Source organism: Desulfoconvexum algidum, assembly GCF_055382125.1.
In genome coordinates this window covers 3,213,761-3,239,137 of the sequence record NZ_AP042394.1, presented here as the reverse complement: position 1 = coordinate 3,239,137, position 25,377 = coordinate 3,213,761, and the positions used below count along the sequence as shown (strand labels likewise).

General features: G+C 36.7%; 17 protein-coding genes and 1 tRNA gene. 5 read left to right on the top strand and 13 right to left on the bottom strand.

All coding sequences use genetic code 11. The features are described from left to right. The first annotated feature begins 412 nt into the window (after nt 1-412). Nucleotides 413-1,675 (top strand): DUF1186 domain-containing protein, encoded by a 1,263-nt coding sequence (locus ACZ45G_RS14965; RefSeq protein ID WP_464179477.1) that lies wholly within the window; start codon nt 413-415, stop codon nt 1,673-1,675. 104 nt (nt 1,676-1,779) lie between these two features. Here the strand turns inward: ACZ45G_RS14965 and ACZ45G_RS14960 are convergent. The 8 genes from ACZ45G_RS14960 to ACZ45G_RS14925 form a co-directional block, all read right to left on the bottom strand. Further along, nucleotides 1,780-1,856, bottom strand: a tRNA-Asp gene (locus tag ACZ45G_RS14960). A gap of 168 nt (nt 1,857-2,024) precedes the next feature. Beyond that, nucleotides 2,025-2,795 (bottom strand): DUF2914 domain-containing protein, encoded by a 771-nt coding sequence (locus tag ACZ45G_RS14955; protein WP_464179475.1) that lies wholly within the window; start codon nt 2,793-2,795, stop codon nt 2,025-2,027. Between the two features lie 431 nt (nt 2,796-3,226). Next, complete coding sequence (locus ACZ45G_RS14950) at nt 3,227-5,383, bottom strand: penicillin acylase family protein (RefSeq protein ID WP_464179473.1); 2,157 nt, start codon at nt 5,381-5,383, stop codon at nt 3,227-3,229. Nucleotides 5,384-5,462: 79 nt separating this feature from the next. After that, the gene (locus ACZ45G_RS14945; protein ID WP_464179471.1) at nt 5,463-6,119 is read right to left on the bottom strand and encodes a hypothetical protein; all 657 of its coding nucleotides are present in this window, start codon (nt 6,117-6,119) and stop codon (nt 5,463-5,465) included. 66 nt (nt 6,120-6,185) lie between these two features. After that, nucleotides 6,186-7,622, bottom strand: coding sequence for an RNA-binding domain-containing protein (locus ACZ45G_RS14940; protein ID WP_464179469.1), 1,437 nt, complete (start codon nt 7,620-7,622; stop codon nt 6,186-6,188). Nucleotides 7,623-7,758: 136 nt separating this feature from the next. Further along, nucleotides 7,759-8,235 carry a winged helix-turn-helix domain-containing protein gene (locus ACZ45G_RS14935; RefSeq protein ID WP_464179467.1) on the bottom strand — a complete coding sequence of 159 codons (477 nt, stop codon included), beginning with the start codon at nt 8,233-8,235 and terminating at the stop codon, nt 7,759-7,761. After that, complete coding sequence (locus ACZ45G_RS14930) at nt 8,151-8,597, bottom strand: penicillin acylase family protein (protein WP_464179465.1); 447 nt, start codon at nt 8,595-8,597, stop codon at nt 8,151-8,153. Before ACZ45G_RS14930 ends, ACZ45G_RS14935 begins: the two co-directional genes overlap by 85 nt. Before the next feature lie 64 nt (nt 8,598-8,661). Further along, a complete protein-coding gene (locus ACZ45G_RS14925; RefSeq protein ID WP_464179463.1) occupies nt 8,662-9,225 on the bottom strand; it encodes a TetR/AcrR family transcriptional regulator in 564 nt (187 codons plus the stop codon). A gap of 858 nt (nt 9,226-10,083) precedes the next feature. Here ACZ45G_RS14925 and dndB point away from each other — a divergent pair. The 4 genes from dndB to dndE are packed head-to-tail and all read left to right on the top strand — an operon-like array spanning nt 10,084 to nt 15,028. Further along, nucleotides 10,084-11,202, top strand: a complete 1,119-nt coding sequence (gene dndB / locus ACZ45G_RS14920) for a DNA sulfur modification protein DndB (RefSeq protein ID WP_464179461.1) — start codon at nt 10,084-10,086, stop codon at nt 11,200-11,202. After that, nucleotides 11,162-12,610 (top strand): DNA phosphorothioation system sulfurtransferase DndC, encoded by a 1,449-nt coding sequence (dndC, locus tag ACZ45G_RS14915; protein ID WP_464179459.1) that lies wholly within the window; start codon nt 11,162-11,164, stop codon nt 12,608-12,610. Before dndB ends, dndC begins: the two co-directional genes overlap by 41 nt. A 44-nt stretch (nt 12,611-12,654) precedes the next feature. Continuing rightward, nucleotides 12,655-14,670: a DNA sulfur modification protein DndD gene (gene dndD / locus ACZ45G_RS14910; protein WP_464179457.1), complete on the top strand. Its 2,016-nt coding sequence runs from the start codon at nt 12,655-12,657 to the stop codon at nt 14,668-14,670. Beyond that, on the top strand, nt 14,663-15,028 hold the full coding sequence (gene dndE, locus ACZ45G_RS14905; RefSeq protein WP_464179455.1) for a DNA sulfur modification protein DndE: 366 nt from the start codon (nt 14,663-14,665) through the stop codon (nt 15,026-15,028). Before dndD ends, dndE begins: the two co-directional genes overlap by 8 nt. A 152-nt stretch (nt 15,029-15,180) precedes the next feature. Here dndE and ACZ45G_RS14900 read toward each other — a convergent pair whose 3' ends face one another. The 5 genes from ACZ45G_RS14900 to dptF are packed head-to-tail and all read right to left on the bottom strand — an operon-like array spanning nt 15,181 to nt 25,247. After that, entirely contained in the window at nt 15,181-16,431 is a 1,251-nt protein-coding gene (locus ACZ45G_RS14900; protein WP_464179453.1) for a DNA phosphorothioation-associated DGQHR protein 1, read from the bottom strand. Beyond that, entirely contained in the window at nt 16,428-16,922 is a 495-nt protein-coding gene (locus tag ACZ45G_RS14895) for a hypothetical protein (protein WP_464179451.1), read from the bottom strand. The genes ACZ45G_RS14900 and ACZ45G_RS14895 overlap by 4 nt, the downstream gene beginning before the upstream one ends. A gap of 45 nt (nt 16,923-16,967) precedes the next feature. Continuing rightward, entirely contained in the window at nt 16,968-22,067 is a 5,100-nt protein-coding gene (dptH, locus tag ACZ45G_RS14890) for a DNA phosphorothioation-dependent restriction protein DptH (RefSeq protein ID WP_464179449.1), read from the bottom strand. After that, nucleotides 22,048-23,472, bottom strand: a complete 1,425-nt coding sequence (gene dptG, locus ACZ45G_RS14885; RefSeq protein WP_464179447.1) for a DNA phosphorothioation-dependent restriction protein DptG — start codon at nt 23,470-23,472, stop codon at nt 22,048-22,050. The genes dptH and dptG overlap by 20 nt, the downstream gene beginning before the upstream one ends. Further along, a complete protein-coding gene (gene dptF / locus ACZ45G_RS14880) occupies nt 23,469-25,247 on the bottom strand; it encodes a DNA phosphorothioation-dependent restriction protein DptF (protein WP_464179443.1) in 1,779 nt (592 codons plus the stop codon). The genes dptG and dptF overlap by 4 nt, the downstream gene beginning before the upstream one ends. Between the last annotated feature and the right edge of the window lie 130 nt (nt 25,248-25,377).

Sequence of the window (25,377 nt, the reverse complement as noted above, 5' to 3'; positions counted from 1 at the left end):
ATTGCTGATCAAGTTCCCCAGGAAAAGTTTTTGATAGCAGCTTTGTAATCAGCTTACCTCTTTTATTCTAATTCCTACCGTACTTTTCGGTGGGATGGGCAAAAACCCCCTTATAGGAGCTTTGGGCCGTGCTCCCCTTGGGGGCTGCCTGATTCCATTTTTAGCAAAGTGGGTATGCGTTTTGTCACTTAAATTTGAAATTTATCTCCTAAATCTATTCCAATTGTGATATTTTTATTCATGGCTGATACCCTACTTTTTTTGCAGCCTTTTGGGTGACTGCGTTACTGATTAAGCGTGATTATATCACAGCTCGTCGGAGGGGTCAGCCTTCTCATATTATCTAACCGGACATTACTGGGAAATAGGTGTTCTTTAAAGGAATTGAATCAATCTACAGGGGATAAATAAAATGGAGAATAACGACAATCCAATCATTGGGTATAGTGCGTTGGCATTATATGACGAATGCTATGAATATAATGAAAATGCCTGCTTCATAGCTGATTCAATCGAATCTTTGAAAGAATTTCTTAAAGATGCCACGTTCAATATCAATGATTACAGAATGGACCCAATAAGATTGAGTGATATCATTGATGATTATGGATGTTCCTGTGGTGAATTCGCTATGGAACCAGAAGCCTTAAAAAGATTCGAGCAAGTACCAGATATGAAATATACTGTAGAGCCGTTCTCTTATTCATTTTCTGGTGAAAAACCCGACTTATTTGTTGTTAATATCAAAAAGAAAAAAAATGATAATAATGATGATTTTACCATTCCAGGGATACTTGAATCTTTTAATATCTATGATGGCATTTACAAGCGGGAGCAGATAGATGCCGCTATTAATATGAAGGATGAGATTACGCCCTATCTGATAGAGATACTTGAAAATGCACATACGGACTATGAAAAATATATTTCAGACGAAAATTTATACGACCATATCTATGCGCTAATGCTGCTGGGTCACTTTAAAGAACCCAAATCCCATAAAGTTATAGTAGACCTGTTCAGTCTTCCAGGTGATATACCGGATAAATTGTTCGGTGATCTTACAACATCAAACCTTCCCATTATTTTATTAAATACATGTGGTGGTTCTGTCGAATTAATAAAATCTTTAATTTTAAACAAAGACGCCTATGATTATTGCAGAGTATCTGCTTGTCAGGCCTTGGCATACGCTGTAATTAAAGAATACGTTTCAAGAGAGTCGGTTTTAGAACTATTTGGGACAGTATTCATTGGGGAAGAAGCAGGCGATATGTCTGATTTTTGGGGCATTATGGCTGATTCTGTCTGTGCTTTATATCCAGAAGAAATCATAGATGTAATCCAACAGGGATATGAAGATGGATTAATAATGCCCGGTATGACTAATTACAGTGATTTTGAGGACGCTCTGGAACTTGGTAAAGATGAGTGCCTTGAAAAGCTAAAAGTTGACCTTGAACGGAACAGTTTTGAGGATATACACGATACTATGTCCTGGTGGGCTTGTTTTAATGACAAGTCAGATGTTCTTTCACCGTCATCTGGTATGGGAAATGGTTTATTGCCCGATGATTCAGGACACCCTTCCAGCAAATCTCAGGAGAAGAAAAAGAAGGCCAAGAAAAAGAAGCGGAAACAGGCGAAGGCATCAAAGAAGAAGAACCGCCGTTAATTTTAAGGAGCGCAACAAGAAAAATGTGCATACTGCGGCGAAAAGGTACCCCGCTATAACACAATTTACATTGCGTTGAAATCGGTCGAATTTTTATATGATTGTGGCGGGAGTGACGAGACTCGAACTCGCGGCCTCTTGCGTGACAGGCAAGCGTTCTAACCAACTGAACTACACCCCCGAATGTCACTGTTTTGGTGGGCGATGCAAGGCTTTACCCAGCGACGTAACCTTGTAAGGGTTGCACTCTCCCAAAAACAGGGGATGTATAGCAACCATAGAAAAGAGTGTCAAGCCAAAATAAGAATCACACACTTCTTGTCTTTCGTGCCGCCGGAAATAAAGAAAATCATTTCACAACTACAAACTCAATCTGATCAAGTTTTGCGCCACTCTCATCAATCACTTCAACCCGCCACTTGCCGATATGTTCCGGAAGCCTCAAGGTGACATGGCTCCAGGTGCGCATCCGATGATATCGTATGGCAAGGGGGACTTCACAATATTTTCGTCCGTTGCAATAATACACATGGGTCAGGGTAAACGGTGGATTTTCTGAAATAACCTTCATCCAAATCTTTGGTGCAGCATCCTGTGCAAGGGAAAATTCCATTTTTGGGCTGCGGTACTGCTTATTTTCCACGCTGCTGCAGGATATGATTTCTTCAACTCGAATTCCTGACGGCATATCACCTTGAACTTTCTGATTGGAGAATTCTTCAGGAGAACTTTGTGCAAGAATCGGATTGCTCAAAACAGAATCAGATGATTTTGGTACGGTCTCTTTGTCCACCACTCGCTGGATAGGGGGCGGTACTTTTGGTATATCGGATGAGGCCGTTATTTCTTCGGCGCGGGCGTTTGAAGCTGCTTGTTTCGCAGGAACCGGAACAAGTTTCCTCCAAGATGATGTCCTAGGCTCCTTTGAGAAAAGGATTGGCGGCTGTTCTTTGAGAAACAATAGACTGGATATGATCAAGATTGTGAGCAAAAGAATCAGCCCAAAGGGAAAGCGCTTGGGAGTCGTTTTGTTCTCTATTTTTTTTTCTTTATTGTGGATAATTGTCCTGAACTTTTTTGTCAGTTCTTTATCCCTATTTTCTATTTCTTTTCTTTTCATGGTGGTGGCTTTCTATCGTTTGCTTTCCTGCTGAATTTACCCAGCAGTTTTGAATAAAAATTGATTTTCAATATTTGAACACCTCTTTTACAGTGCCGAAGGCCTATATGCAATTCAAAAATTTATAATCATAGGAACTGGAGCTCTTTGGTTTTGGTCCGTAAATTTGAATGCACTCTTTTTGCGTTACCAATAGGTCACAATATTATTTTTTGAGTTTATTTCAGATTTGGTGTTTAGCAATATATGAAATGATACCATGACAAAAAAAGAATCCCAACTGTAAAAGCTGGGATTCTTTTCATGTTAAGATTTATAGGTCGGCTCTACACCATATACCCCCCGGCATCGTTCCGGGATATGAGAACCTCCCTTTAATTCATTCTCTTTTTGGTGATCAGGCTGAAAAAGCGTTCGATTCTCCTTATCATTTATTTAAACGGGAGTTTTTCCTGGTTATCCTCCACAGACACCCGTTTATATATACCGGTTTCCCAGTTTTTCAAGTCTGAACAATACCATTTTGAAAATCTTCGATCCGACGGCCCTCCGGCCATATTGGTGTGAATTTCCTCTGTAGCCATATCAACAATCATTCTAAAGGAAGGCGAAAAAGTGGTCTGCCGTCCGCCGCTTTCAAAAATCTGCCCCTGATGGGGGGTCGCCAGACTGCCATTGATGGTGATGGGACCGCGATCAAACCCTAAGAATCGAGGCAATTTCCCGTCAAACACGATATTTTTCATGATCACTCGCCGGGTATCGCCCCATCGTTTAACACAGGATGCCAAAGCCGTTTCAACCGCCTGTTGAAACAGCGCTTCCCGGGAGTGGCCGCCAAACCAAACCGAGTGTTCCGCCAGCAGGATCCGATCAAAATTGATATAAAAATCATTAAACATGCCGGTTTTCTGGTCAAGATAATCAACTGCATCGACACCCAGCCCGTTTTGGCCAAAAACGATCCGGTAAAGGTTTTTATAAAACTGGTCAAACAGGTATGCCCCTTCTGACTCGGCTGTGTATTCAAAATTCCAGTGTCGGAGAATATCTGCTTTGTCTCCTTCGGGAAGCAGCGGGGCAAGGATTTCCATAAAGAGCGCTGCCTGATTTGAATAAAAATCAAAGTGTATAACGGCCATGTCTTCCACCGTCAACTGGTTGTTTTCCGCAAGTTGTTTTCCGATCCTATCCGACCGATAGGATCCCATCCCTGCATTGATCGGATCAACCTTCCCGTATGGATTCAGGTCCTGGTTCGAGGTGACAAAATAGCCGCAGTCCGGGTTATAACAACAGGGCAGATCCTCTGTCTCCACAAATCCCTGCCAATCATTTTTCTCTTCCCATCCCGGCATTGGCACAAATCCGCTGATCCCTTGCCGGCGTTTGGGCATCAGGCCTGACATCTGATACCCGATATTTCCCTTATTGTCTGCCAGAACCCAGTTCCAGGAGGTTTCAATCTTGCCCAGAAATCCCATGCCCTGGTCAACGGTTTCCATCTGGAAAAGTTCCAATGCATTGTTGAGGGTTACCCCTCCTGAAAGAGAGGAAGCCCAGGCTGTCGCCAGGTAATATCCATCCTGGTGGGGATCTCCTTCCAGTACACCATGCGGGTTTTCATAAAAGGTCACCGTTACCGGATCTTTCTTTTTTCTTTTGATAATTTCTATCCGTTCATTAAAGGGGACCCACTGGTCGGTCCCCCGCAGGTATTTTCCGCTGCTGCATTTTTCTATCCAGGAATCGGTCCCGTCCATGAAGGTATAGGTCGCTCCCCAGGAAACATTCTTGTTTCGTCCCACCAGCAGAGCAGGGACGCCGGGCATGTTTGCGCCAACCGCATACCCTTCACTTGTTTTTACAGCCATTTCATACCAGACATTGGGCAACCGGTTGACCTCCAGGTGGGGGTCATTTGACAGAATCGGTTTTCCCGAAGCTGTTTTGCTTCCGGAAACCACCCAGTTGTTGGAGGCCATTGCCAGGGGCGCTGCAATATTCCAGAGAGATGCCGGTGAAACCAGCCGTTCCTGAAGTTTTATCTCTTTTATCAGGTCCATATCCATCTCGCCCAATATTCCCGGGAACAATTCATGGAGTTTTGCTTCATCCAGCCCGGCCTGAATCATTTCAATCAACAACCGTTCCATCTCTCCCTGGGATTGGGCAAGGGTAAGATAGCCGATCATGCGCAATATCAGGATGGAATTTTCAATACACCAGGGTTCCGGCTTGTAACCAAAAAGCCTGCATTCCCAGGGGCGTTTTCCCAGGGCCGTGTTGACCCCGTCACAATAGTGATTCATCAAGGTGATGGTTTCTGGTAACAGCTTATCAACCTCCTTGGATATCAAACTGTACCAGTTCATTCTTCGAAAGAAGGTATCAACGGCCAGCAGCTCATCGCTGGAATCCAATATTTCAGATGCCCGGCCCTCGCCCAGGATTCTCATCATCAGCATCTGCATCCCCCGGTCCCTGCCGTGGGCATATCCCATCAATCGATACGCATCTGATTTATTTTCTGCCTCAATATGGCAGACACCATTGCTGTCTCTCCAGATTTTCCCGTTACCGTTCATATCACCACCTGATTTAAAATTTATGAATCCATCAATATCTTCTGAGCCTGGAATGGGGTCTCTATTCCTCTCGCTTATTTTATTTTGTTTTAATTTTTTGTTTTTGCACTTCTCTTTTTAGATGAATCGTCTGATCTTTAGTTCCAATCTTTATTGCAGCGGAATAAACTTTGTTGTGTAAGGATTCATAGCTATCCCTTTTTATCAATGGAATTGAACCCATGGTGTATTCTTCCGGCGTTGATACCTTTGACAAGGATGTCAAATACGATCTTACAAACCACTTTTCATCTCCTGAGATCATCCAGGTACCATATTCATCGGCGAAAACGATTCTGTCTCCATCTTCCATTACGTCAATGAGTTCATGGAGCACTTTAAAACATTGAACTGCCGTTTCATGATCGCCCTGATCTGTTAACCTGGAGCAGTCTTCAAGGTAATCCCCTATTTCATCAAACCAGGCATCTGTTTCTTCGGGAATATCTGAAAAATTCTTGGAGTTGATATCAAATGGCGCGTAATAATACCCGGACATCGACTTTTCATGAAACGTCTCAATGGTCTGCCATAAATTTTTCCCGTTAACAGGGGAGGGTGGTATCTCTATAATTATTTTTCCAAACACATCATGCCGTTGATTTGTATCGATGGCATCATAGGTTAAATTCAAAAGCTCCAATAGGATTGAGTTGTCTTGAGATTTGAGATATTCGAATAATCTTTTTTTGTTCATGGTTCAGCAACCTTATTTCTGTAAATATTTGATGATGGTGTTTTAAACGCGCCTGGCAACTCTTTTTTAGGGGGATATTTTCCAATGCCCGCCTTTTTTTGATCCAATACGGGATAGCCGTCCCATATCTTTTAATTTTTGAATATTTCTCATTATGGTTGATCGGCCTTTATTCAGAGATCCGGTCAAATCTTCATAGGTCGCATTGGTGTTTGTTCTGATAAAATTTAAAATTTGGTTCTGTAACTCATTTATAGGTTCATTTATAGGTTCATTCATAGCGCCTGGGTGAACCTTTAACTTCTTATTCTTGGTTTGTTCAGCCTCGTTTAAAGGATCATCCTGCCCTGATTTTTTATGAACAACGACTTTAAAGGTGCATCCTTCCCGATCATCAAAAAAATCAATATCAGGCCATTCTTCCAGTGATCTTCGAATTCCGGAACCAAGACCCCGGTAGGGAAGCAATTTTTTTGCGACAAAGGATGCCAATATGGGATTGCGGATATTTGAGTTGCCTGCTGTGATTTTTTCAATGGTCAAATTGTTCGGCAAATGACCGGGGCTGATGATCTCGATTCTATCTTCAAAGATAAAAATACGGATAACCGAACTGATAAAATAATCTCTGTGGATCAGTGCATTCACCAGCAGCTCTTCAAATACAATCTGGGGTATTTCCGGTATTCTCGGCGTATTTATATTCTGACCGGCCTGCACTTTTTTAAGGTTCCGCATGATAAAGGCCAAAGAATCATCAAAGATTTTCTTCATTGGGCCGCAGAAATCTTCGCTGTCAAGATATTCTGAAACAGCAATATCATTGCCTGGATAGGATACGGCCTTGACCATAAACGCAGGTTTTATCCATTCAGGCTTTTCGGCAAACAGGAGCACGCCTGCCAGATTCAAGAATCCGTTTTCGCTGGCCAGATTCATGTTTTGGAGTAATTTTAAAAGTTCATCTGGATGTTCCGGCAAATCAATTTTATAAATTTCTTTTATAAAATCTCTGAACCGCAAGCGGTCAGGCTTGTCACTTCCCGCTCTTGTGGGGATTTCATCCCCATGGAAAAGATCCACACTTTGAAATAATCGCCGTAGTTCTTCCTTGGAGTTTACCCGGCGCTTATCCGAACCTGTCTTGAACCAGATCACCCCTTTTCGGTCAAAATAGGGTTTATCCATTCCCTTGGGCACCGTCAGAACAATGACAATTCGTTCCTCTTCCACCATCACATTCTTTGTTTGAACCGCAATGGGGCTTCTCACATGTTGACTGGCAGCATTGCTGATCGGCTGGTTGAGCCGACCCACCTCTTTTTGGCTTAACCCGGGAATAGATCCATCGTCGGCCACACCCATATAAAGGGTTCCCCCTTCACTGTTGGCAAAGGCTGCCATTTCACCGGCCAGGGAATCTGGATTGTGAATATCTGCTTTAAATTGGTTCTGGCTGTCTTCACCCTTGGCGATTTGTTTTTTTAGTTTTTTAAAATCCATACACCCCTCCTCGCCTAATTTAACTTCCGTAAACGTTTTAAGGACATCATATCAAATTTTTTTTAGATGGTTAAACCGTTTTAAACCAATTTTCATCAACAGAAATTTTTTCAACGATTTGTACCCCATATCATATCTATCCGTTATCATTTGTATCTGTTTGAGCCGGTTTCACAAGTACTTTCCAATACCCACCCTTATCTGATCCGATTCTTTTTATTACACCCATTTCTTTGAGTTTTTTCATATTATTTTGTATATTTCTCAAAGTTATTCCTACAATTTTAGACAGATTTTCCTGGGTAACGTTTTTATTTTCAAGTATGCTTTTTATAATCAAGGTTTGATTTTTGGACAAATCAAACCTTTTTTCTACGTCTTTTTCTACGTCGTATGTTTTATTTTCTACGTCTTTTTCTACGTCGTATGTTTTATTTTCTACGTCTTTTTCTGAGTCGTAGGACCGTGTATCAATCAACTCAATTTTTAAAAAATCACCAACCTCACTGATTTTGTACGTCGCTGTTTTTAACTCATTGAGTTTTTTCCGAATGCGGATAAAACCGGTGCCATATTTTTCAATATTCCCGGTAAGATAAAAGGCCTCTGCCAAAAGTTTGTTCCGGATGGAAGAAATGCAGTCGTCTTTTTTGCTGGATCATGGACCGCCTTCGTTTCGGCTATCTGCTGGACCCGGGTATCCAGAAAAGGTTTGCGGGTTGGTCCGTCAACCTCCTTGGATATCAAACTGTACCAGTTCATTCTTCTAAAGAAGGTATCAACCCCAAGCAGTTCATCACTGGAATCCAATATTTCAGATGCCCGGCCCTGGCCCAGAATTCTCATCATCAGCAGCTGCATCCCCCGGTCCCTGCCGTGGGCATATCCCATCAATCGATACGCATCTGATTTATTTTCTGCTTCAATATGGCAGACACCATTACCGTCTCTCCAGATTTTCCCGTTACCGTTCATATCACCACCTGATTTAAAATTTATGAATCCTTCAATCTCTTCTGAGCCTGGAATGGGGTCTCTTTTATCCATCTACTATTTTTTCAACAATAGACATGATCTCTTTAAAAGCAGCTTTAATATTTATCTGTTGGGGGTCGACATGCCATTGGATCACAACGCCGTTGAGCATTGCCAGCAAGACCGATGCCCGCTCTTGTGAGATATTCAGCTGGGCCATTAATGTCTCCCGGTTCCAGCAGTAAATTTCCCGGATTTTCCGGTCAATTTTCTGTTTGATTTTTTTATTAAACACAAAGGAAAAAAACATAATGGGAATTTCAGGGGTTTCTTCCAGCAATAGTTCATAGGCATCCAGAAAAAACTGAAATTTCTCCAGAACGCTTAACCCGGCCGGGCATTGGTTTAGAAAAGTGGTTTCAAGGTTGCGAAATATGGAGTCTACAACCTCTAGAAGCAATCCCTCCTTACTGCCAAAATGCCAGAGAATACTGCTTTTTGAAAGGTTACACCCCTTGGCAATCTGATCCAGGGAAACGCTGTGACTATCTGATTCCCCAATCAGAGCACGGGTTATCTCCAGAATTTTTTGGCGGCTGTTCTCCCCCCGTGCTGTTTTGGAAGACATGGAATCTCTATCCTTTTTGGCATGGAAAACAAATTAAACTGAACGGTTAGTACAATATTGACAATTGCCGCCCTTTGTCAATTAAAAACTTTCTTCAAAATTTTGGGGCTGTTATTGCTAAAACCTCCGCCTCATTGAGCTGGCCTTGATGAACCTCCTGGTGCTGCCTATTCTGATTCTCCGCAACGCCCCTCTCTCTATTGGAACTGGCGTATTGGAGTCACGCTTTCGGTCTTTTCCGAGGTCGCTGTCATCTCATTTGTCTTGATTAAAGTATTCAAGGTGATTGGTCAGCTAAAATTTTAAATCCATCTTCATTTTTACATTGGGTGAATGCGCATAAGATTCACTCCAAGGCTGTCTAACAGCACCCAAGTTTGACCCCCGCCAGCATAATCTTAACCCCCTTAACGATTTTAGAGAAACAATCAATCGATTTGGAGATCCCTTTAGGATTGGGATTTTTTTCGTTTTTAAATCATATAAATCATTTCCAAAGGGGTCAAAGTTGGACGCTTTTGGGGGGCAATATTTAACACTGATTTATATACCCAGGTATCAAAAATCACATTTTTGAATGTTAACTTTCAAAATACACAAAGAAAAATTTGGATTTCAAAAATTAAATTTTAGGGTATCATTATATTTTTTAGGTTGTCAAAAAATTTCATTTATTTTCCTTGATTTGCATTATATGAGTCATAACTGAGTGTATAGAATATCGGAGGAGGTTCAAATATAATATTTCTGAACTGGTGGTAATAATTTATTGAATTTATTTAATGGAAGTTTTATATTGGAAAATGGAAGTTTTTATGTTAACTTCCAAAAGCAAAAATAAAAAAATAGGAAGAACTGATGGTGCAAAAAAAATTAACTCAGGATTTTACGATTTCATTTCCCTCAATCAAGGGAATACAATCAAATAAAGAATATTATGTTACAATGTGTCCTCTAAAGTTGCTCCAGACTATTTTCCCGAAAGATACAAAAGATTTGCCTCCTGAATTGCGAGCACAAAGGGAACTTAATAAAAATCGAGTGCTCCCAATTAAAAAGTATATTTTAGAAAACCAGGACAATTATATTTTTTCCTCTATCGCTGCATCAATTGATCGGGAGGTCGATTTTGAAACATACGGAGAAGATCCAATTGGCCGAAAGATTGGTACATTGTGTGTCCCAATGGATTCTAATTTTGTAATCAATGATGGACAGCATCGACTTGCTGCAATTAGGGAAGCGCTTATCGAGGATCCTTCGATTGAAAATGAAACAATTTCAGTTGTATTTTTTATAGATGCCGGTTTGAAAAACAGTCAACAAATGTTTGCTGATCTTAATCGCTATGCTGTTCACCCCACAAAATCATTGAGCATACTTTATGATCATCGGGATCCTACTGCAAGGCTTGCTACTGAGTTGGCAACAGAAGTGGTAGTTTTTAAGGGGATGACAGAAAAAGCTAAAAGTTCCATATCAAACAGGTCACGTAAACTTTTTACATTGAGTGGTATATATCAAGCCACTAAGCGTTTTCTTCAAAAAAAGGAAGGAGACGAGATCTCCGAGGAAGAAAAGGAACTCGCCATAGACTTTTGGAATACAGTTGGAAAAAATATGCCAGATTGGATCATGGCTGTGAATAAAAAGGTAACAACATCTGAATTAAGAAGTGATTATATTCATGCCCACGGCATTGCATTGCAGGCATTGGCTATTGCAGGAAATAGTCTTATTAAAAAATATCCAGCAGCATGGAAAAGGTCGTTAACAAAAATTAAGCAGATAGATTGGTCAAGAGAAAATGCTATCCTTTGGGAAGGTAGGGCAATGATTGGTGGAAGCCTTAACAAATCTCAAAAGAATGTTACCTTAACAGCAAATTATATCAAAACGATACTTGATCTTCCTTTGGATCCAAATGAGGAACAGGTTGAAGCCAGCTATGTTAAAGGGCAAAATGATTTTAGATAGTAACGCAATTCAAAACGAATTTGATAATGCCGAAGAGTATTATGCAGAACACTACCAAAAGGTTCAAAATGTTTATCTCTCCGATAATCGTCCTTGGGTTATTGGTTATAGCGGCGGTAAAGATTCAACCGCTACATTGCAACTGGTTTGGTTAAGTTTGAAAAAGCTTCCTAAAGAAAAACTTACCAAAAAAGTTTATGTCATTTCTTCTGACACCTTTGTGGAAACTCCTATCATTGCTGAGTATATCGATCAGATGCACAGGCTTATAAATGATAATGCTTTGAAACAGAAACTACCTTTTGAAGCCTACAAGGTCATGCCAAAGATAGAGAATACTTTTTGGGTTAACCTTATTGGTAGGGGATATCCTGCCCCATATAGTCGTTTTAGATGGTGTACGGATAGGCTTAAAATTGAACCTGCAAACCGATTTATATTAGAAAAAATTGCGACCCATGGAGAAGTTGTAGTCGTTTTAGGAGCCAGATTCTCAGAAAGTGCATCACGTTCAGGATCAATGGGGAAACGGAAACAAATTGGCAATGATTTAACTCAACATTCAACTCTTCCAAATGCGTACGTCTATACTCCAATTGAAGATTGGTATACGGAGGAAGTATGGGAATACTTAATTTCAATTCCTTCTCCATGGGAAAGTAACAACAAAGAACTTCTTGAAATGTATAAAAATGCTCAGGAAGGAGAGTGCCCTTTGGTTATTGATAAAAGTACTCCTTCCTGCGGGAATAGTCGTTTCGGATGCTGGACCTGCACAGTTGTTAAGAAGGATGTCTCGATGGAATCTACTATTCAAAGTGGAGAAAAATGGCTAAAACCATTGCTTGAATTCAGAAATTGGTTGGTATCAATCGGTGACCCAGAACTAAAGCGTGATATCAGATCTATTCAGAGAAGAAATGGCAAAATTCAATTTTTTGATAATGATGGAAAAGAAAGTATTATCTGGGGACCCTACACTTTAGAATTCCGTAGAAAAATATTAGAAAAATTACTCAAAACCCAGAAAGCTATTCAAAAGAATAAACCAGAAGCAAATAGTATTCTTATCACAGAGGAAGAATTAAAAAAAATTAGGCAGCTATGGCTTTTTGAAGAGGGGGATTGGGAAGATTCTCTACCCAATATCTACAGCAAGGTAACAGGAAATAAGCTTGATTTGTTGAAAGATGATTGGGCCGGTATGGGAAGACAGGAACTATCCATTCTAAAAAGAATTTGTGAGGAAAATGAGATGCCAGTCAAGCTTCTAACAGAACTTTTTGATGCTGAAAGAAAACAATATGGAATGAGTAGGCGTTCGGCTATTTTCAATGATCTTGATCGTATTTTAAAGAAAGATTGGCAGTCTAAAGAAGAAATTTTAAAAAAAATCGGGATTAAATGATAATTTATCGATCTTATTTATAGAGTAGGTTCTGAAACAATCACATGATAATTAAAAAAATTATATTAGAAAATTATGGGTTATATGGTGGAATAAATGAATTTGATCTAGTCCCAAGATCCAATAAAAATGAAAAAAGGAACATCATACTGATTGGCGGGAAGAATGGTGTTGGAAAAACCACCCTTTTAAATGCGTTGCGGCTTGTCCTTTATGGAAAGTCGATTTTAGGCAAAAGAGTTAGTCAAGCGGATTATGAGGCCTTCCTGAGACAGCAGGTCCATCAAAATAAAAATCCCATCCTAAAAAATACATTTTCCAGGCTATCCGTTGAGTTTGAACATGTTGCAATGGGACAATACAAAAATTATATCGTAGAACGTTCTTGGTCAATTGAAAAAGGCGGGCTTAAAGAGTTTTTAAAGATTTTTTCCGACGAAGAGTTAAAGGAAAATGTCACTGATGATTATTGGAAAGGGTTTATTGAAGAAATAATTCCTGAGCGCCTATCTCAGCTCTTCTTTTTTGATGGTGAAAAAATAAAGGACATTGCTCATGATACCACAGATAATATAGTTCTAGCGGATGCAATAAAAACCCTTTTGGGCCTCGATATAGTTGAAAAACTCAAAGCAGATTTGAGCATATATAAAACCCGAGAGGTGAAAAAATCTTCTTTAAATAGTTTTAAGAAGCAATGGGACCATATTGATACCGCAATAAAAAAGCTGGAAGACGAAGTTGCGACTAAAAACAAAGATCTTCGTGATGTAAATGGCCAAATTAACGGTAATTTAGGGGCTATCAAAGAATGGGAAAAAAAATTGCAGAGCGAAGGAGGGCATTTTGCAATTTTACGAGAATCTTTGAAAAAAGAGAAGAATGAAATTAATGTGAAAATTGTTGAACTTGAAGACAGAATCAAAGAAAAATGTATCGATATCTTTCCTTTTTCATTGTGCTCAACTGTTAATGGTTTATTAAAAATGCAGATCAAAAATGAAAAAGAACTAAGCCGTTCTTATACTGTTCAAAAGGAAATGCGAGAGTTCCAATCGGATGTTATTGCTACTCTTAAAGATGAAAAATCTATTGATGGTTCTGATAAAAAGGCTATAGAAGGCATTATTTCTGATGTAATAAAAGCGAGATTAGTCTCCTCTGAAAGTCGTTCTAAGGTTGAAAAGGTTTTAAATTTCTCAGAAAATTTGGCCAATGATGTATCAAGCGTTTTGGATGATGCTGAAAGAGAGTCAGGTCCGGTTGTCAAAAAGTCCTGTATGGAACTGGAAAAAGTTTACGAAAGATTAAGAATGGTAACAAAAGAATTGTCGAAAAGTCCAGATGAAAGCCTGATTCAACCTTTCTTTGAAGAGTTGACATTATTAAATCGGAGGCATGGTGAGCTACAACAAAAAGAAGCGCATCTACAAGAAGTAAAAAAGACAAAGGAATATGCCCTTAAAAAGTATCAATGGGATAAAAATAAGCTGATAGAACAGCAAAAAGTTCATGATCAAATTCAAGATCGTCTTAAGATGGTAAAAAAAATAGGTACAATATTGGATCATTATTATAAAGAGCTAAAAGAGGCTAAAATAGACCAGCTGAATCAGAGCTTTTGTGAAGGTTTTAACCTGTTAATGAGAAAGCAAATTATTGAGAGAATTAAAATTAATCCTGAAACCTTTGATGTGACTCTGTTTGACGGGAGTGGAGATGCTGTTTCCAAAGAAGCGTTTTCTTCAGGGGAAAGACAACTTTATGCAATAGCCATGCTTTGGAGTTTGGCGAAAACATCCGGCCGTCCCTTGCCCGTAATCATTGACACCCCACTTGGACGGTTAGACAGCGACCATAGAAAGAATCTTATAAGTAATTATTACCCAATGGCTTCTCACCAAGTTATCCTTCTATCTACCGACACTGAAATAGATCAGAAACTTTACAATGGCCTGAAGCCAAATATTTCACATTGTTACGAGCTAAAGTATGATTCTGAGAGCAAAAGTACCAGTCCAACTGAAGGGTATTTTTGGAAGGAGGGACTCTATGCCTGAATTGACCCTTCAAAGAATTCCCTTTAGTTCGGATGCTGATATCAAGTTGAGAACACTTAAAACAAGAACGGGTTTGTCAGCAAACATTATTTGCCGGTTGGGTTTTTGTATGTCTCTGGATGAATCTGGGCAACCCAAAGATCTATCAGAGAATTTTAAGCAAACCCGAGAAATCAATAGATATACACTGCTTGGAAAACATGACCACATCTATATAGCTTTATTAAAAATAAGGCTTTTAAAAGACGGAATCTCTCTAAAAGGACTTGATGCAGCTTTTTTGGGGCATATCCATAGAGGGATTGAATTGCTGGCTGCTCGTGTCAAAACCGTCGAAGATATTGGACATCTTTTGTAAATTCGAAACACATGTGATTCTAAGGTTTTTGGAATATTAAAAGAGCCTTATTCATTTATGCTTTCATCATACAGCAAAGGTCAAGTCTACTGGAGATATTGCTCGATTATCTTAAAATAATAATATATAATTCCACTATTTTGGTGCTTAATTTATTCAAAACATATTCTTTCAAACTCAGATAAATCTTTTTCAGTGACTTTTAAACCAGATTTTTTAATAATTCCAAGGCAAATTCCCAGAGAATTTTTGATTCTTCCTCTTCCAGTTCCTGATGCCTGGAAAAAATTGTCCGCAAAATTTATATGGTTTGTTTTTGTAATTAATTTAGAAAAACACTCATAGGTTAGGCTTGCTGACCCAGGATTATTCTGTAAAATTAGTTTTAATAAATCAAACAATGCCTGGATACCCACAGTCTTTTTAATATAAGATTTTTGAGATGCTTTTTTCCAAAGAAGTTCATCAACCGCTGTAAAATAATTAACAAGGATTAAATAAAGACCTTTGTCATTGCATTCGATATACATTTGTCTGAGAGGTGAATTTGTTTGAAATGGGATATTTTTTCTATGCCTTCCACCTTTTACAGATTTTCTATGCATTTTATCTCTATCTGTTTTAGGATTTGTAGAAATTAAGCTTAAAATACCATCTACAACTGTAGCCATAGAAACTTGCCAGGTCTCTTTTAATCTTTCATCTATTTCATCTTGAACTCCAAGTTTAATATGATTAAAAAATGGAGAGTCTTTCTGAGAACTCAGTAACCGAACTAAATAAACTGATAAAGTTTCAGGTGCCCAAGAATTAGAAGGTTCGTCTTCCAGGCTGAAACCGAATAGTTCATAGGCTAAACTTCGATCTACTTTTTTCTGATTAATATTGATAGTGGCAAAAACATAAGCATGATAAGGTAAGGGAATATCTAAATAAACAGCACACAACAAAGGCATGTTTAATCGCTCTTTATTGTCAACATGTTCAAATGCATGTAGTCTGTGCTGACCATCAATAAGGGAGGCAACTTTTTCTATTGAGGGTATCGTTAGATAATGCATATCCCCTTCAGAATTTTTTGTCACCTTCCATCTTTTTTCATCTTCAGTAATTAGACGTCCTTCTTGGTCATAATTTGCACCTAAAATAATTGAGTTGGGGAAAGCTGCTTCTACTGTGTCAATATATTGTGCAATCTCCTTTAATCTTTTTTCTTTTTCATCTCTTTGGGAACCGAAAATTTTGTAGAATCCACTTTTTTGCTCTTTCACTGCTGTTGCAGGGGTTGAATAAGTGACATTTAATAATATTTCGGCTGTTAGTTTGACTACATAAAAAACACCTAGAGGCTGTTCTATCTCAATCGCTGGTGTTTTAATTGGGAAGCAATTCTCTATATTCATTTCAACCCCGCTCCTGGTAAGTCCATTGGACTTGTCATATTTCCGCCAAGCGAATTATTTGGGGACTGTTTATCATCATATTTGTCATCATTCGCATTTAAAATAAACCATGTCATCAAAACAAAAGAAACACCTGTGATACCTAGCCAAGTTACCTTTAAATTGCGTATTAAATCTAAAAAAAGACAAGTGATTGAGATAGCTATAATCAATAAGAATAGCATTTTTAAACTTTTAGGATTTTCATCATCCTCTCTTAAAAACATTTCTGCTATAACTGTCGCTAATATTGAAATCCCATATGTGAAAAATGCTTCTGGGCGGAACATAGTTTTTGAAATATTCATATAATATGGAAGCCAAACACCCATGCTACCACAAATTACTATTACCCCAATAAAATTAAAAATAAAAGCTGGGGTTAGTAGAGCTTTTTTTACCCTTTGAATTACTGTGTTAGTAAGCTTTTGCCATTCATTTCCATAATCCATAATATTTCCATTAACTGCTTTAAATTAGCATAAGAGTGATTTTCATTAATTCTGAAAATCCTCAACTATTTTGTCGTACGGTTTGATTTTCACTGCATCAAAAGGAGAATGTTTGTCATTCTTGATAAGAGATTCTCCAGGTCCAAAATTTTGTAATTGAATACTAATATTTTCTTTATCCGATTTTGGTACTCCTAAATTGGCCACGACTGTATCAGCATCTTTTTTAGTGAGGCCAAGAGACAATAAGGTTGCTGTATTTGCCCATACGCTTGGTGATAGATCTTTTGCTTCTTGGGTGGATAGTATCAAACTAATTCCAAATTTTCTGGCTTCTTTTGCTAAATTATCTATTTTTTCATTCATTTTTAAATAGTGAGCCTCGTCAATTACGCAAAGGAATCTTAAAGAATCAGTATGTCCAAGTGTAGCCATTCTGTTATATACTTTTTCAAGAATAAACTGCATCATTGCTTTTTGGATTGTGCTTCCAAATCCAAGAAGGGATTTTAATCGAAAAACAGCACCTTTTTTAAAATATTCATCAAAAGAGGTTGTTTCTGTGCCACCAAATAGCTGAAGATCGAATACAGGGCCAAGTTTTGATAGTATGTTGTGTATGCGGTCTGATTCTTTTGGCTGGTCCTCTGCTATTTGCTCTAATCCGTATTTCAAATTCAAAAAGTCAGGGACTTTGTTATCCCAGGTATTTTGGGATTGAGAAAAACCATGTGATGTAAACAATTCTTCGATGGCTTCAGCAACTTTACGTTTTTCCCTCGTTCCAAAATCAAAAATTGCATTTAAAGTATCTGGTAGAGAGTACACTACAGTTTTATAGTGGACTTTTTTATTAGTATAAGGGTCAATAGCAATTTCAAAGGGGTTTATTGGAATCCCATAAGCGGTGTCAATAAGTTCAAATCCTGTTTGATCGATAAAAGTTGGATTAATGAAATCATCGTTAAAATCAATTATAATTGAAGGTATCTTTTGTTTAGAGAGTTGGAATATTATCGATTTTAAAGTTTGAGTTTTACCTTTGCCCGAAGCGCCAAGAATCATACAATGAGGATTCGTCAATTCAAGCGGTTTCCAATCAACGGTCCCTGAACGAGTCATATATTCACCAAGTTTGACAGTCAGTTCTGAAGATAGAATATCCGTTGAATTTCCTGTTGAGGTGCTATCAGAAGTTTCGGTTTGAGATTGTGAATCTTCATTTGGGGGGGGGACAGATTTTTCTTTATGGGCAGAATAACAATTGTACAATAATAATTCCTGGTCAAGATCTGAACTCACTTTTCTATAACGGTCAATAAGTTCATCAATCTCTTTTAGTAAAGTATCGTGTGCATCTCTTTCGAGCATATCGATAATAATATTATCATCCTCTTTTTTTATTGATTGTTTAAAAATATCTTTTTTGAATGAAAGAACAGCAGAACTGCCGAAAGATTCACATAGATTCCAATTTAGATGGTAGTCATCGTTTAGAAGGTTTTGACGACAATCTTTGCTGATTTTTTCCCAGTTTTGATTTTTAAAAACATCATACAGTTCCATTTTTTCAGATGCCATTATTATTAGTTTGGCAAAGAAATTTCTATAAAACTTAGATCTAAAGCTGTCTTGGCTAAGATATTTTTTTAAAATATGTGCAGTATTGGAGCTTTGGAGTTTTCCTTTTGGTGTTTGGTCATTTCCAATTTTTACCTCAACTGGGAGAAAATGAACTGTTGGTTTATGCCCTCTACTGATTTCGACCCCAGCCATAAGTATGTCGTCACAATATTTATCTGCAAACTCCGGTTGTAAGTTCTTTTGTGAAAACAGTCCATCTTTTTGTTTCAAGCCAGTATTTCCTGTAACTCTTAAAACTTCTTCCAAAGAGAGTGGGACCCAGACTATATCTGGATGATCTAAAATGGCTAACATTATTTTAACTGCTGAAAGAATACTGATTTTTTCTCTTGAGAAGTGTGCTCGCCCTGATATCATTCTTAGCAACCAGTCACCATTTATAGCGTTAAACAAATTGATAAGTTTTAATTCATCGTTTACAGAGTATTCGATTTTATTTTTTTCTAAAAATTCTCTTAGAATGGTTCTGTATTGTTTGCTTTTTCGTGTCACTGTAATGGCATCATAACCACTGGAATTATTGTACTGGTCACTATAATGAATAATGATTAAGTCTTTAGTTTTATCTTGCTGTTTAAAAAAATTAAGATCCACTTTTGGCTCAATAAATGTGACCCAATTAGAACTATCATAAATATTGTTTAACCATTCTTTTTGGGCGTCTCGAAAAGTGAAAAAAGTGGTTTGTTTTTCGTTAAATGGGTCACTCCTTTTATCAACCCTTGAGAGAGAGTTTAATGAACTGGCTATCTTTAATAGAGGTTGTTCTTTAGGACAGGATCCTTTTTTGCCAAAACCTGTAATATAGCTGTCGCCCATAAAAACGGAAGGAACAGCATTTATTAGTCCAGATAATGAACAGCCAGTATTTATAGCATTCATATCTTGGTAAGTCCACTGAACAGCCTCAGGGTCAAACTTGATAAAAGTGATATGTGAATAATCCGGTTTTTCTTTCGGTTTTTTAATGAAGAAATTTAGTTTGTCTCGAATAATTCTGAGAATTTCCTCATTATCCATAACAATATTTTCAAACTCGACTTGTAATTTTATCCCAAAATCTGAAATTATTTTTTCTGAATCCGCATAAAGTGCAAATTCTTCAAAAATATTAAAACCATTCTTTTCACCATATATACTCAAAGAAATTGATTGAACTTTGCTAATATCACCCTTTACATCCTTAATTGACTTTGTGTAATAGCGAATAATTCCTTTTAAAGCATCTATGCAGTCTCCCATATGAACAAGGTTAATTCTAATAGGAGCTTTATCGGTTCCAGTGAATAAGTATTCGAAGTGTTTAACGTATTCAAAAATTTTATTCGCAATAAGCTTGTGTACATATTCGTTATGCCAACCGTGATGACTGGTTTGAAATGGTCTATAGACTGCCCACTCCATTAGTTCTGTTTCACGAATAGAAATAAACTTATCGTCTGACGCCTCGGAGCCATTGATATAAGGTAGTAGGTTTGCGTAACCAAAACAGCTTAAAATTTCTTCTGGAACTTCTTCTCTTTTCAACTCATCTATCACGGCAAGTTGGTAACAAACATTTAAGGGATGCAGTGGAGTTAATAAAATTTGTTTTTCTTTTGCCATTGATTCAATAGTACCAATAAGCATCAATCTTTTAAATTCATCACCTAATTGAATATTATGAGGTATGGATTCAACCTGCTGAATAAAGGAATCCACATATGATTTAGATAGATTAGTAAGCTTTTGATTGTTACTTAAGGTCGTTAGGCTTGGAAGCAGTTTTTCTGAATGGTAAAAATTTAGAAGATTTAAGAATGACTTCCTAAGGTCTTCATTAATTTCTATATATTGAGGTTTTAAATTCCCATCAACCTCAATCCAATGGCAATCTTGTGGTTTAGGTTCTATTATTTTCTTTTCAAACTCTAAAAATTTGAGTATCCTCTCTTTATTGGTGAAATATTCATCATTACCCAAAAGAAGCTTATTATCACCGACATATTCAAAGTTTACAGCTTTTTCACGTTTCAGTTTCCAAATTTTAACGCCACTAATAGATTTCCTTTTTATCGGATCTTGTATTACCTCGCAGTCAATTTTTTGTCCATTCCAGTCTAATTGAAATTTCAAAGTTTCTTCTGAATTTTCATCATCAAACTGTCTTGCTATTATTCTGGTATCTTTAGCAAGAGATATGACGACATCCTGCTCCAAATCAATAGACGTTTCATTCTCATTCTTCTTATTAAAAATGAATGAACCATCAGATCTTAAAAGCAGTTTTTTGTCCTTGGGTCGAATTAAGTAACTCGATTTAAATTCATTGAGAATTTCAAATGAAAAAGGCAGTACGGCAATATAAAAATAAAAAAGTGCTTTTGTTTCATTATCTTTATATCGAATCTGTTCAAATTGAGGTCTGGTATTACACCCCGTAATTTCTATATTAAGTTTATTCCCTTTAGTGGAAGCACTCATCGAAGATTTATTTTGTAGTATAACTCCTTTTTGAGTTAGACCTTTATCAAAAATAAATTTATGTCGTATTCTTTCATTTTTTCCTGGATTAAAAATGATAATGTGTCGTTTTCTAATTGCAGCAGCAGTATCACCCTCTCTCCGATCCCAGAAAAAAAGTGCTTCATCTGTATATATTTCATCCGGTTCAATATAGTGATTCGGGATTTTATTCTTTTTATTCTCATTCCATTTTTTGACTTCTGCATAACTTGAACGTTCCCAATTTTCACGCTTTAGTTGACTAACACCAGCTTTAATAAATTTCTTACTAAGTTCCTCTTCTAAATTATCAGGATTAAGTCTATGCGCTCTTTGGATATCTTCAAAAAATTGACGGTTATCAGTAACTCTTTTGCTAATTTTTCTTTTATCCGAGATTAAGGTTAATTCTGGATCAGCAAACATGCCAAGATATATCCAATCAGAGTTGTCAACCGTATCCTTATGTAATATTTCCATAAATGGTTTATATGAAAATATTGTAGAGCTATCTTCATGAATTGTTGAGTTATATGCTTTTAAAATTACGTTTAGTGCTTTCTTCTCATTTTCGTGAATTTTGAGTGTTTGAAGGGAGTTCGTTAACGTTTCTCGAAAGGATTTAATATGTAATGGATTCCCCTCTTTTGTAAGATCCTCCGCGCCCCCAAGAATGCTATCAAGTGAAGTGTTATGAATAATTAACAGCGCATGGCCTGAAAATGCTCCCTCCTGGTTAGCAGTTAAATTTCTTAACCGAGTTAAGAAACCTTCAGTTGGATAATTATTTATAGAAGCAGCTAATAAAATTTTAACATCTTGGCAGGATATGGTTTTTGTTACATAATTTTTGTACGAAAAAATATCATCAGAATTTTGACATAAAGCATTATATAAATATTCAACTTGTTCATTTTTTTCAACATGAATATGATACCTTTGACCTTGAATCGGTGGGTGTTTTTCGAAATATTCCTTTAATATAGCTGCTAAATATTCAAAAGATCTGTTTGACATATTGTGCATCTCCACTATCACTCTTTTTTTCTAATAAATTAAGTGCCTCAAAAAGTCTTACTATTTGCCGTTTAGAATCAAAATCAAAGGCAAGCCCTCGAAGGGATAATTCATCCCATAATTCTCGCAGTCGTATTTTGTTTTTATTTTTACCAATGCATAACTGAGTAAGAAACATCATCTGTTGACGATCGATGGCGAGAGTATTACCAATTCTTCCTCGAAATTTAATAAAATTATTTGATACAAATCTTGAAAACCACTGGGAATAGCGCAAAGAAGCGTTTTTCCTTTCTGAGTTAATAAATTGATAATGGATTATTTTGAATAGTAACTTTGCTTTAGCTATGATTGGATCGTCTAAAAGGTCAATAGAATCGTCAAACTTTCCAGTTAAATCTTGACCTAACTTTGAAATATTATCTTTATAAAATAATATTAATGTATTCAACGACTCCTCAGCAGTATTTCTGTCAGATTCATCGGCATTTTGGGACCATTCTTTTATATCAATATAATTAAAAGGAGAAGAAAGCCCTTTAAACGGAATGTAATTTAATAATTCAATACAATTTGCATGAGACCACATTGTTACAATATTAGACTTAAAACCTCTTTGTTGTTCAATCCTTTTCCACCCTTCTTTATAGGCTGGACGCTCTTTTGAAAGTCTTTCCCAATCTAGTGAGAAGTATATTGGCTCTAATTTCTTATCTGTAAATAAATAGTTGAGTTGCTCGATACTTCTTAATTGATACAACAGGTAATAAAATTTGATTAATTCTGGCAAATGTTTTGTGGCAAGACTCGGGGTAGATATGAATTCCAAATCTTTAAAAAACACTTCACTGAGACCCACGTCTATAAAGCAATACCCTTTTTTTTTATTTGGTGTAGAATCGTTAGTCAACGGAGGAAGATACCTTAGAATAAGATCGTGAAAAACATTTTCAGTACCTTCTTTTCTGTAATCAGGAACAACTTCAGTTTTATTCTTGAAAAGAACATTTGTACAAAATTCTCCGATTGACTTTAAATGTGTTTTTGAGTCTTTGCTTAAAATATAATAGAATATTTTTGGGTGAAAACAATAAAGGTTATCGTCCTCAGAAAAAGCAATTTTTTTGATGATATCCACCAATAACTTTTTATTATCAGATTCAACTTTGTTTGTAATTTTATCTAATAAAGAGTCTATGTCGTAAGACTTCTCCGGTTTGATCACTTTTAGATTTCGATTTATTTCCCCACAAATATGCTGAAAATTTTTTAACATTTCTAATGTTTTAACTGGTGGTGTATTCGTTGTATAGGGGAACAGTACAGCTCTCTTAGGAGTCTTATGAGAAAATTTTCCTTCTTTATCTATATAATAGTTTTTAATTTCATCCAACCAAGCGTTCATAAACGAACCTCCTTGAAATTAAATTCGTCGAATGAATCCAGTTCTAAAATATATTGTTTTCCACTGGTTGAATCTAAAAAACAAAGATTTTTTCTGCCATCACCAGCTTTTGATAGATATTCCATAAATTTAGAAAACGAAATAAAATCGACATGGTCTGTGCGAGTTGGACAATAGCCATTATCCATTTTTAAACATAATTCATATATTTTAAATGAAATTTCCAAAGGCTTTTTTGAACCATTGATTTTAAAACGTAGAGGAAGACATACTTGAAATCGATCTATTTCGACTTTCGAGTTTATTTCAAATTTTAATGGATCTGGATTTAATTGAATCTTCTGGCTAACTCTGTATTGGAGCTGTTGGGTTCCAATTTCAATATTAACATGTCCATCTGGAGAATTTCCAAACCATTTTTGAAGTGAATTTTGGACTAATTTATAAGCAGGTCTAATGCTTAAATTATCTCCAGAGTACCAACCATAAAGGTGACGCATGTATTTTTTATAAGAATCACTCTCCAAACAAAGTTCATCCGTTTCTTGCCAGAAGAAGGTTGAACGAATAAAGGTTTTTATCATTAAATCATCGGCTATATCGTCGTTATTTAACACTTCTTTGATTGCGTCACTTATCTTATTTAACGGGATATACTTGTTGAAAACCGCTTCACGGTCTTCACTAACCATTAATTTAATTGCACATTCATCAAGTGCTTCAGTCCTTTTCGTTGAGGGATCTAATTCTTTTAGGTTGAATAAAATAGGAGATAATTCAGGGTGCTCAAAAATATAATTAGGCAGCATGGCTTCCAAATAACTCTTTTTAGCTAAAGAGGATAAATGTTTGCCATTCTCTTTTGAATCAGAATTATAAAAATCCACAGGTACAATAATGTCGTAAATAAAGTTATAAAGAGCTCTAATTGAGATAGTCATTTGGTTTCTGACAATACACTCTATTAGAAGATTTCTTATTCGAGATTGGATTTGAGAATCTTGCAACAATTCATAATTATATCTTATAGGACAATTTGAAGGATAAGTTTGTTTGTGTTTTTCATAAGCAAGCCAAAATGGATTTATTGGAACTGGATCTACGATTTTATTTATTGCTTTTTCAATAAGATCAGACTTTGGTCCTTCCGGGGTCAATTCAAAAAGATTGTAATCGCAAAAATTAACATGTTGAAAATTGCATTGAGTATCAAAAGTATTGTCTTCAAATATTCCAATTTCAAAGATTTTTTTTTCTTGAACATAGTTAAATAGTTTTGAAAAACATTTTCTACCATCATCCGTTAAGAAATTATTCAATGTACCCAAGTTAATTGCCAAAATAATTTTTTCATGCCCAGAGTTTATGTTATCGTCAGAAAACGGGTCAAGAGTTTCATATAATTCTTCTAAAAATGTTTTTTCTGGAAGGGAGCTTTCAGTCGCATCATTTTTAACAATGAAGTTATATTTAAAATCTGGCCACTTTTTTCTTAAATAAGATATTAAATGAGATTTACCATCCCCAACATTGCCACATACTATAATTAGTTGTTTCTTGTCAGAATCTTCAGCTCTTTCAATAAGATTTTGGAGGTGTTTTTGAATAGGACGATCAATATGTAAGTATTTTTTTATCCCTTTTAATCCAATACGAGAGGCATCAGCAACAGCTGAACTTGAGGATTCTTTTATGCTTAAAAGAGCTTCTTTTAGGTTGTTGTAATGTTTTTGTTCTTGATAATTTTCATTTGAGTAATCATCATCATTAGACATGGAATATTTCCTTTACCTTATCGAAATTATTTTACTGTATTGAAAAATTGATAAAAATTGAGCTAAAATATTCGATAAATCACTTATGCAATACCCGTCAATGGCTTAATTGTCAACGATTTGTGTAAAG